This window comes from Sphingomonas sp. PAMC 26621, assembly GCF_000251145.1.
Lineage (GTDB): Bacteria > Pseudomonadota > Alphaproteobacteria > Sphingomonadales > Sphingomonadaceae > Sphingomonas.
On the sequence record NZ_AIDW01000051.1, the window covers coordinates 1 to 9,561 of the forward strand.

General features: G+C 60.6%; 9 protein-coding genes and 1 pseudogene. 3 read left to right on the plus strand and 7 right to left on the minus strand.

The features are described 5' to 3' along the window. Window positions 1-35 precede the first annotated feature (35 nt). The 7 genes from RI03_RS20245 to RI03_RS20275 all read right to left on the minus strand — a co-directional run bounded on the left by RI03_RS20245 (window position 36) and on the right by RI03_RS20275 (window position 7,552). Window positions 36-758: an HWE histidine kinase domain-containing protein gene (locus RI03_RS20245; protein WP_274517577.1), complete on the minus strand. Its 723-nt coding sequence runs from the start codon at window positions 756-758 to the stop codon at window positions 36-38. A gap of 491 nt (window positions 759-1,249) precedes the next feature. After that, on the minus strand, window positions 1,250-2,887 hold the full coding sequence (gene groL / locus RI03_RS20250; protein WP_010219559.1) for a chaperonin GroEL: 1,638 nt from the start codon (window positions 2,885-2,887) through the stop codon (window positions 1,250-1,252). A 60-nt stretch (window positions 2,888-2,947) separates the two neighbouring features. Next, the gene (gene groES, locus RI03_RS20255; RefSeq protein WP_010219561.1) at window positions 2,948-3,235 is read right to left on the minus strand and encodes a co-chaperone GroES; all 288 of its coding nucleotides are present in this window, start codon (window positions 3,233-3,235) and stop codon (window positions 2,948-2,950) included. Between the two features lie 216 nt (window positions 3,236-3,451). Continuing rightward, a complete protein-coding gene (gene dnaK / locus RI03_RS20260; protein WP_010219562.1) occupies window positions 3,452-5,359 on the minus strand; it encodes a molecular chaperone DnaK in 1,908 nt (635 codons plus the stop codon). A gap of 103 nt (window positions 5,360-5,462) precedes the next feature. After that, entirely contained in the window at window positions 5,463-5,963 is a 501-nt protein-coding gene (locus tag RI03_RS20265) for a nucleotide exchange factor GrpE (protein WP_010219563.1), read from the minus strand. 315 nt (window positions 5,964-6,278) lie between these two features. Continuing rightward, window positions 6,279-6,623 (minus strand): chaperone modulator CbpM, encoded by a 345-nt coding sequence (locus tag RI03_RS20270; RefSeq protein WP_010219564.1) that lies wholly within the window; start codon window positions 6,621-6,623, stop codon window positions 6,279-6,281. Next, entirely contained in the window at window positions 6,620-7,552 is a 933-nt protein-coding gene (locus RI03_RS20275; protein WP_010219565.1) for a DnaJ C-terminal domain-containing protein, read from the minus strand. Before RI03_RS20275 ends, RI03_RS20270 begins: the two co-directional genes overlap by 4 nt. 180 nt (window positions 7,553-7,732) lie before the next feature. Here RI03_RS20275 and RI03_RS20280 point away from each other — a divergent pair, with 180 nt between their 5' ends. From RI03_RS20280 to RI03_RS23845, 3 genes and pseudogenes are all read left to right on the plus strand, one after another. Continuing rightward, window positions 7,733-8,041: a hypothetical protein gene (locus tag RI03_RS20280; RefSeq protein ID WP_138995777.1), complete on the plus strand. Its 309-nt coding sequence runs from the start codon at window positions 7,733-7,735 to the stop codon at window positions 8,039-8,041. Window positions 8,042-8,048: 7 nt separating this feature from the next. Beyond that, a complete protein-coding gene (locus tag RI03_RS20285; protein WP_026046918.1) occupies window positions 8,049-8,366 on the plus strand; it encodes a hypothetical protein in 318 nt (105 codons plus the stop codon). A gap of 966 nt (window positions 8,367-9,332) precedes the next feature. Next, window positions 9,333-9,561, plus strand: a pseudogene (locus RI03_RS23845) (IS630 family transposase); the annotation flags it as partial.

A 9,561-nucleotide genomic window follows, 5' to 3' on the forward strand; every position in this document is an offset into this window, starting at 1 on the left:
CAAAATCTGGACTTCAGAACCAGACCGGTTCATTGTTAATCCGATCCACCAAATGCCGGGACTAAACACCTAGCAAGCTCGTGCAGTGCGATCGCGAGCGAAAGCGTCGCCCTTGGCGACAGATGTACATTGTCGCCAGCGACCGTGAAACGCTCACGATGCCCATCGACCACTTCGAACGGACGCAAAGCTGTGTCGACTAGATCGTGCAACCCTGCCCCCTTCCAGTCACCGCTGCTAAGCAAGTCGTGAGAAAGCGACAGTGCGATAATACGCGACTCGATAGCCTGGCGGATGGCGAGAGGCTCGGCTGGCCACCTCGTAGCTTGGGTTACGATCGATTGGACTGTAGCTAGGGTGTTCTTTACCCTACGGTTGAGCTCGTCGATGAGCATTTTGCATCGAGCGTTCTCCTGACGGTGCCTGGTGAGGTCGACGAAGGAAACAAAGTGTTGCACCACCGCGCCGGTCGCGTCGTGAACCGGGCTGACGAAGATCGAAGCCCAGAATTCACTGCCGTCCTTCCGCCGGTAGTGAATTTCCGGCTCGCCACTGTCCTCGCCTCGAAAAGCAGCTTCGACTATTGAGATGGTTTGGAAATCCACTCCCTCCGCCAAAAGCGCCATAAAGCCCTTGGCAAGCACTTCACTCCGCTCATATCCGGTCAGCAACAGAAAGGCGTCATTCGCAAAGATGACGGCATGCATAGGCCTAACGTCAGTGAACAGCATCGGCATGCGCGTATTTTCTACGGCCACGACAAAGGGCCTGGATCGCGTTGAAACTCGGCCACCTTGGCTTCCGCCTCGGTTTGGGTCGCTGGCTTCGATTTTACAGCGGCCATATTCTATCCCCGGGTCAAGTTATTTATTGTGTGATCGAAGGCGCCTTGTCGAACAGACGAGATCCAAAAACCATGCGATCAGTGATTTCAACTTTGGCGCACAGCTACTATCCGAGATAGCCTCGGGAACTACGTAAGAGGTAGACCGGGCCAGCCTATCTAGATTTATTTCAAGGCGACTACGACGCCTTGGATCGACCAATTATACTTAATCGAGGCGCCAGGCTGCGAGGCCCCCATGCGTCAAGAGCGCAGCATTTTGAGTTAGTTCGTCGCCGGCTCATGAAACGCCAACGTAAGCGCCGTCGCGGCCCACTCGCGTCCTCGGTACGGCCACGTAAAAACAGCGGGCTCGAAGCCTATGCTCCGAGCCCCCTTTCTTACGATGGATGGCGAATGCCGGGATTAGAAATCCATGCCACCCATGCCTCCGCCGCCCATTGCCGGCATCGCTGGCATGTCTTCGGGCTGGTCGGCAATTGCCGCTTCGGTTGTGATCAGCAGCCCAGCGACCGAGGCAGCGTCCTGCAGCGCGGATCTCACGACCTTCGTTGGATCGATAACGCCCGACTCAACCAGGTTCTCGTACAGCTCGGTCTGAGCGTTGAACCCCATATTCTGGTTATTTCCATCAATCAGGCGCCCCGCCACGACCGCACCGTCATGCCCGGCATTCTGCGCGATCTGGCGCAGTGGTGCCTGCAGTGCCTTGCGGACGATGTCGATGCCGCGGGTCTGGTCGTCATTGTCCCCTTTAAGATCGTCGAGCGCCTTCGACGCATAGAGCAAGGCCGTGCCGCCACCGGGGACGATGCCTTCCTCAACTGCGGCGCGGGTGGCGTGCAAGGCGTCATCGACACGATCCTTGCGCTCCTTCACCTCGACCTCGGTCGATCCGCCGACCTTGATGATGGCGACGCCGCCAGCGAGCTTGGCAAGACGCTCCTGAAGCTTCTCCTTGTCATAATCGCTGGTGGTGTTCTCGATCTGCGCACGGATCGCCTCGACGCGAGCCTTGATCGCATCGGGCGAACCCGCGCCATCGACGATCGTGGTCGCGTCCTTGTCCAAGGTAACGCGCTTTGCCGAACCCAGCATATCGAGCGTGACGTTTTCGAGCTTGATGCCGAGGTCTTCGGAGATCAGCTCGCCCTTCGTCAGCGTCGCGATATCCTCGAGCATCGCCTTGCGACGATCCCCGAAGCCCGGCGCCTTTACCGCGGCGACCTTGAGCCCACCTCGCAGCTTGTTGACCACGAGCGTGGCCAGCGCCTCGCCGTCGACGTCCTCCGCGATGATCAGCAGTGGACGCCCGCTGCCGACAACCGCTTCCAGGATCGGCAGCATGCCTTGCAGGCTCGAGAGCTTCTTCTCGTGGATCAGTATGTACGGGTCGCTCAGTTCGACCAGCATCTTCTCAGGGTTCGTGATGAAGTAGGGCGAGAGATAGCCACGATCGAACTGCATTCCCTCGACCACGTCGAGCTCGAACTCGACGCCGGTCGCTTCCTCGATCGTGATAACGCCTTCCTTGCCCACCTTCTCCATCGCTTCGGCGATCTTGCGACCGACGACTTCGTCGCCATTGGCAGAGATGATGCCGACCTGTGCGATTTCGCCGGTGCCAGAGACGGGCTTGGATCGGGCTTTGAGGTCATCGACAACCTTAGTCACCGCCAGATCGATGCCGCGCTTCAGGTCCATCGGATTGATGCCCGCCGACACCGATTTCATCCCTTCGCGAACGATCGCCTGGGCGAGAACGGTTGCGGTGGTGGTACCGTCACCGGCATGATCGTGGGTTTTCGATGCGACCGCGCGAAGCATCTGCGCGCCCATATTTTCGAAGCGGTCCTTGAGCTCGATTTCCTTCGCGACGGTCACGCCGTCCTTGGTGATACGCGGAGCGCCGTAGCTTTTGGCGATGACCACATTGCGACCCTTGGGGCCGAGCGTCACTTTGACGGCGTTAGCGAGGATATCGACACCGCGCTGAATACCTTCACGGGCATCCCGCGAGAATTTTACGTCCTTGGCTGACATGAAGAATTCCTAATTTAGTTGTGGTCCAACCTCGCGTGAGGTCGCTTGATCATGGGATGCTCAGGCAACGACTCCGAGGATGTCGCTTTCCTTCATGATCAGCAGATCCTCGCCGTCGAGCTTGACCTCGGTACCGGACCATTTGCCGAAGAGGATCTTGTCCCCGGCCTTCACGTCCAACGGCGTGATGTTGCCATCCTCACCGCGGATGCCGGTGCCGGCCGAGACGACCTCGCCTTCCTGGGGCTTCTCCTTGGCGGTGTCCGGAATGATGATGCCGCCGGCGGTCTTCTCAGCGGCTTCGATGCGTCGAATGAGGACGCGATCATGCAGTGGACGAAATGTCATGAGCTGGCTTCCTTTCGCTGGAACGCGACAAAAAGCGTCGCTCACACAAGCGGTAGCCAGCGCTACCAGGTTGCGATCTGAGCACTTTCCGCCGGAGAGCGCTCACAATGCGGATGTGAGTGGTCTGCAGGGCGAGCTCAACTGGCGCCGCGGCTCCAGACCGGATGCGGCGCATACCGCGCCCGCCCACATTTCAGAGGAAGGTGGTCGGTGAGCTCACGCATCGGCCTTCTCGCCACTGACATCTTCAAACTCCGCATCAACGACGTGCTCGTCTGGCTTCGGGGACGATGCCGCGTTCGCCGGATTTGCTGCGCTCGCCTGCCCCTGCTGTACGGCGTCACCGATTTTCGCGGCGACTTTGCCGAGTTGTTCGGTGGCCTTGACCAGTTCAGCGTGCTTGCCCGCATCTACCGCTGCCCGAACGACGGCAAGTGCCGTATGGGCTTCCGCTTTATGCGGTTGGGCGAAGGTCTCGCCATGCTCAGCAAGCGTCTGCTCTAGGGCATAGGTGGCGGCGTCCGCGACGTTCTTGGCTTCCACAAATTCCCGGCGCACCTTGTCGGCGGCCGAATTGGTCTCGGCTTCTCGGACCATTCGCTCGATGTCTGCATCGGCGAGCCCGCCATTGGCCTGGATTTTGATCTCCTGCGCCTTGCCGGTGGCCTTGTCTTTCGCCTGCACCGAGACGATGCCGTTCGCATCGATATCGAAGGTCACCTCGATCTGAGGCACGCCGCGGGGCGCGTGGTTGATACCGGTGAGGTCGAAATTACCAAGCGGCTTGTTATCTTCCGCCATCTCGCGCTCGCCCTGGAAGACCTTGATGGTGACGGCGCTCTGATTTTCCTCGGCCGTCGAAAACGTCTGGCTCTTCTTGCTTGGGATGGTCGTATTGCGATCTATGAGCCGCGTGAACACGCCGCCAAGCGTCTCCAACCCCAAGCTTAGCGGCGTGACATCCAGCAGCAATACGTCCTTGACGTCCCCGCTGAGAACAGCGCCCTGTACAGCTGCACCGATCGCAACGACTTCGTCGGGATTGACGTTCCGCGCGGGCTCCTTCCCGAAAAACTGGCGAACGACCTCGATGACCTTGGGCATGCGCGTCATGCCGCCAACGAGCACCACCTCGTCGATATCGGCCGCCGTCACGCCGGCGTCCTTAAGCGCTGCCTTGCAGGGCTCCATGGTCCGATTGATCAGCTCTTCGACCAAGCTCTCGAGCTTGGCGCGGGTAATCTTGACGAGGAGATGCTTTGGGCCGGAGGCGTCGGCCGTGATGAACGGCAGGTTGATCTCGGTCTCTTTGGCAGACGACAGCTCGATCTTGGCCCGTTCTGCCGCATCCTTAAGTCGCTGGAGCGCGAGCTTGTCGGTGCGAAGGTTAATGCCCTGCTCACGCTGAAACTCGGACGCGAGAAAATCGATGACTCTGGCGTCGAAATCCTCGCCGCCCAGGAATGTATCGCCATTGGTGCTCTTCACCTCGAAGACACCGTCGCCGATCTCCAGGATGGAGATGTCGAATGTCCCACCGCCGAGGTCGTAGACTGCGATCCGGCCTTCCGCCTTCTTGTCGAGCCCGTAGGCGAGCGCTGCTGCGGTCGGCTCGTTGATGATGCGCAGCACTTCGAGCCCGGCGATCCGCCCGGCATCCTTTGTGGCCTGACGCTGGGCGTCGTTGAAATAGGCGGGGACGGTGATAACGGCTTGGCTCACCGCTTCGCCAAGGAACGCCTCGGCGGTGTCCTTCATCTTGCCCAGGATGAACGCGCTGATCTGGGAAGGCGGATAGGCTTTGCCGCGCGCGTCTACCCAGGCATCGCCGTTGCCACCTTCGACGATGCTATATGGGACGAGGCCCTTGTCCTTGGTTGTGATCGGATCTTCATACCGACGGCCCATCAACCGTTTGACCGCATAGATCGTGTTGGTGGGATTGGTGATCGACTGGCGTTTGGCGGCCTGCCCCACCAGTCGCTCGCCGTTCTCGGCGAAGGCGACGATGCTGGGGGTCGTGCGCGACCCTTCCACATTCTCCAGGACCCGAACGTCCTTGCCGTCCATGATCGCAACGCAGCTGTTGGTCGTGCCGAGATCGATGCCGATGATTTTGCTCATGATGCGATTCCTGAAGTCGGATGCGCATCGGCCTTGAGGCGGATGCGGATCGGGAGAAGGGACGGTCTGATGCGTCGGACCGGCAGACCCGCCGGTAAATTGTCTATCGTTGCGGGTCGTGTCGTGGTGGGGTCGTTGCCGCTTCGCCCGGGTCCGCTTTCGCAACGACGACCATGGCCGGCCGCAATAATCGGCCATTGAGCGTCCAAGTTGGCGCCAGCGTCTGGACAATCGTTCCGGGTGCCACGCCCATCGGCGCGTCCTGCTCGGCCATCGCTTGGTGAAGGTTGGGATCAAAGACGGACCCATTGGGATCGACGCGTTTGACTCCGTTTCGATCGAGAACCCCAACAAAACCGCGCTCGATCTCAATGAGGCCTGCGCGAATCCCGGCCATGCTTGCCGGCTCCTGCGCGGACGCCGCCGGCAGCCGCTCGAGGCCTCGGTGCAGGTTCTCGGCCGCCTCGACGACATCGGTGGCGAACTTCTGAATCGCGAACTGGCGAGCATCGTCGAGATCGCGCTTCGCGCGAGTGCGAACGTTGGCGATCTCGGCCTGCGAGCGCATCCAGCGATCGCTCATTTCGGCAAGCGCGATCTCCAAGCTTCGGCGCGTTGCCCATCATCGGGCAGCTTGCTCACACCATTGGCATCACCTGCTTCTGAAGGACCGTCACGGTGAAGATAATCGCTGCTGTTGCTCATGGCGGTACTCTTCGCTGGAAGGTTGGCTGCAAAACTCTTGTCGAAGTTGCGGCGCTGCGGTGACTATAGGCACCGCGCCATTGAGCGCGTCAGCCTCGGAAACTACGCAGCATCTCCGATAAATATTGGACCGGCATGAGACAGCGCACCGACGGGTTACGAACAGAAAAGGTGTCCACGCTGCTAGGCCGCGGACAGTTATGGGCACCGCCTGCTATCCTCCGTCGGGGAGGCCGCGCTGGCCGGATAGCTTCTCGATCAAGGTATTCCGCATATCTTCAGGCGCGATTTCGCGGACCGCGTCGCCGAGTTCGCGCATTATCCGTCTCGCATCATAGAGTTGATCGAGGAGCGACAGGACAACTGGAAGCGTCGCCTCATTGATATCGAGATCGTCCCGCAATTGGTAGATCAGTCTGACGCGAGCGACGTCGATGTCCTGGAATTCATAGTGACCCACATCTCCGTCCGGTCGCACCCATCGGTTCGCGATCCAAAGTTCGAGATCGATGGGCCTGAGTCCGGAGGTCTGTGCAATAACGAGGTCGAAGCTGATCATGTCATCGCCTCCATGGCGCGGCGCGGATAGGACGGCTTTTCAGGCGTCCATTCGCGAAGAAAATCGGCGAGCGCCGGATCAGGCGACCCGACAAAGACGCGCAATGTGGCGTAGAGGTCACCGACCAAGTGGCTTTTGGTGGCAGGCACGCCGCGGCCGCGTAGTCGCAACTCGGTCCCGCTATCCGATCCGGCTGGAATCCGCATCGAGACCGGTCCCTTAGGCGTTCTCACCTCGATGTTCCCGCCGAGCACCGCTTCCGAAACTGACACCGGCAGGACAAGGCGTATGTCCTGCCCGTCACGTTCGAAAAATGGGTGCGGCAGTACGCGGATCTCGATCAGCGCATCGCCAGGAGGCCCGTCACTTAGCCCTCTCCCGCCCTGCCCCTTCAGACGCATGACCAGCCCGTCGAGCGCACCGGCGGGTATCTTTACGTCGAGTGTGCGCCCGTCGGGAAGGGAAAGGCGGCGGGTCGCACCGTTGATGGCATCGAGAAAATCGGTGGTCAGCGAATAGCGCTCATCGTCCCCGCGCGCTGGGTATGCGGGTCCGGACCGCCGACCCTGGTTGAACATCGTGCCGAAGATATCGCTGAAATCTTCGCCGTCCCAACCCTGAGCGCCCCCCGCGCGACCGTACCGTCGGCCAGAGTCGCCCTCGGCATGCTCGCGATACGACGACTGCGGCGACCGCTCCTGCCCGGTCACGTCGATCTCGCCCCGATCGAAGCGCGCGCGCTTGTCTGGATCCGACAGCAGTCCGTTCGCCGCCGAGATTTTCTTGAACAGGTCTTCTGCCCTGGTGTTGCCGGGGTTGAGGTCGGGGTGATGCGCCTTGGCAAGCTTGCGGTAGGCGCGCCGGATATCATCCTGGCTTGCATCCTTCGCCACGCCAAGCGTCTTGTAGGGATCGTGCACGCTGTCCATCCCTGCCTGCGGCCCCGCCGCATTTGGTCAGGATCGGCTGTGTTTTGAGCCTTGAGGCACGTTGCGATGAGGTGGACGCAACGGTCCACCCCAGAAAGTCCGCACGCCAAGTTCCCGGGTGATACGGCATTCCGGCCGCTCATTCCTACACTCGGAAACTACGCAGGCGGATACGCGATCGTGCGCGAGACCGGTTTCCGCCGCCATGAGATCCTTATGCTTCATCGCGATCCCGAAGACGTGATCCCGATGGCACGCACGATCTGGACCGTCACGTGTCCCAACCCGGCCACACGCGACCGTCTGTTAAGGTGGCTGCAGGACCGCATGGATCGCTGGACCGGTTGGGGCGAGATGGCCATGGACCACTGTGCCCACGCGCCCAGCCAGCACGTGCTGGCGCTCGTGATGCAGGATCCCGGCATGGCCCGGCCTACAGTCGGACTGCCAACGGAAGGCCTCACGGCCGACCGGCCGCCGCTCAGGTAATCCGCGAATGAGCAGGACGCCACTATGCCGCCCGCATGAGAGCACCGGCACGGGCCGTGCCGGTGCGCGTCACGAACACGTGGCTCTACCGGTCGTACTTCTAGCGGCGCTCGACGCCGCCGGGATCCAGGTCGAAGACTTACTCACCCGTCTCTTGCGCGGATCGATGTGGCAGGACCAGGCGATCCGGTCGGCCGACGGCGGGATGGTCGTTGAGGCCTTTCGGTCGGCGGATGCCTTGCGATGCTTCATTCTGGTCGGGCCGTTTGCATGGTACCACAATGCGGTGGACATGTTCTGCGGGCATCGCGCGGGGACGCTATGACGGAAGCGACGCGAGCCTACCAAGGCGACTTCATCGATCTGCCAGTTGTCCTCGTCGCTGCACTCGCCGCGGTGGACCTATCGATCCCGGCGTTTCTAAACCGTCTCAGGCTCGGGTCGATCTGGCAGGATCAGAAGCTATGCTCACCGGATCGGCGGATCGCCATCCAAGCGCACATGCCTCCGGACGGCCTGCGATGCATCATTAGGCTTGCACTTTAGACATTCACCATTTTCCGGCCAACCGGATCAACGTTCACGAAGCAACGCCGCCGTCAACCGCGATGGCGTTGGTCAACGTGCCGATCAATCAGATCATCGCGCACGACCTGCTGCTGCTGATGGGGTTATGGTGCGCCGTATCGAGGTTCTTGATCCTGTGACACCAGCTATAGGCATCTGCTTGCAGGTTGAGATGCCGCACGTCAGTGTCATGATGCCGCAGGACATCCAAAGACCGGTGCGGTAGTGCATAATAGGAAAAGTGGGAGCGGGCCGCAGCGGGGGGGTATCGGTGCTGCAGCACTAGTCGCAAAGGTCTTGGGGACAGACGGGGTTGAAAATGGCGTACGCCACTCCCCGATCTTCACCACAACTTAGCGCAAGAATCCGTTCAGAGTGGCGAAAAGTATGAGCGCGCGCGTCGTGATCACGGGATGGGATCCTTTGGATCGTGCCAGGTGAAAACGTCTGCGTTGCCACCGGCCTTACCAAAATGAACCTCGAAGTTGCGGCCTGCTTCAAGACATCGCACGTGTGCCTCAGCCGAGGTATTGAAGATTCCGAGGAGGTGCCATGGCACCAGTCGCACAACACCCCATCCGCTTTTCTCATCCGCCATAACCAGTCCCCAAACTACAGCCCGTAGCATGAATAAAATTTGTCTGAAGTGCTACGTCTAATACCAAGTCCCTCGGAGCCTGACTCAGCGCCGGGGATTCCCAAGTCGGTCATGATCTGATTCAACATCGCAAACGGTGGGAGGTTGGCGGTGGCATCAGCGGTTGGGCTAAGGGACGATTTCGACGGGTCTGGTCTTCGAAGGTTGGCGCGTTTGAGCGGTGACGCCAATCAGGTCCGGCGGCTGCTGGCGCTGGCGGTGATTTACGATGGTGGTGCGCGGCACGCGGCGGCACAGGTCGGCGGCGTTGGTTTGCAGACGGTTCGAGACTGGGTGCTGCGCTTCAATACCAGCG

Coding starts and splice junctions, on each gene's coding strand:
- groL (WP_010219559.1), bottom strand. CDS start 2,887: ATGTCAGCCAAGGACGTAAAATTCTCGCGGGATGCCCGTGAAGGTATT.
- groES (WP_010219561.1), bottom strand. CDS start 3,235: ATGACATTTCGTCCACTGCATGATCGCGTCCTCATTCGACGCATCGAA.
- dnaK (WP_010219562.1), bottom strand. CDS start 5,359: ATGAGCAAAATCATCGGCATCGATCTCGGCACGACCAACAGCTGCGTT.
- RI03_RS20270 (WP_010219564.1), bottom strand. CDS start 6,623: ATGATCAGCTTCGACCTCGTTATTGCACAGACCTCCGGACTCAGGCCC.
- RI03_RS20275 (WP_010219565.1), bottom strand. CDS start 7,552: ATGGACAGCGTGCACGATCCCTACAAGACGCTTGGCGTGGCGAAGGAT.
- RI03_RS20285 (WP_026046918.1), top strand. CDS start 8,049: ATGAGCAGGACGCCACTATGCCGCCCGCATGAGAGCACCGGCACGGGC.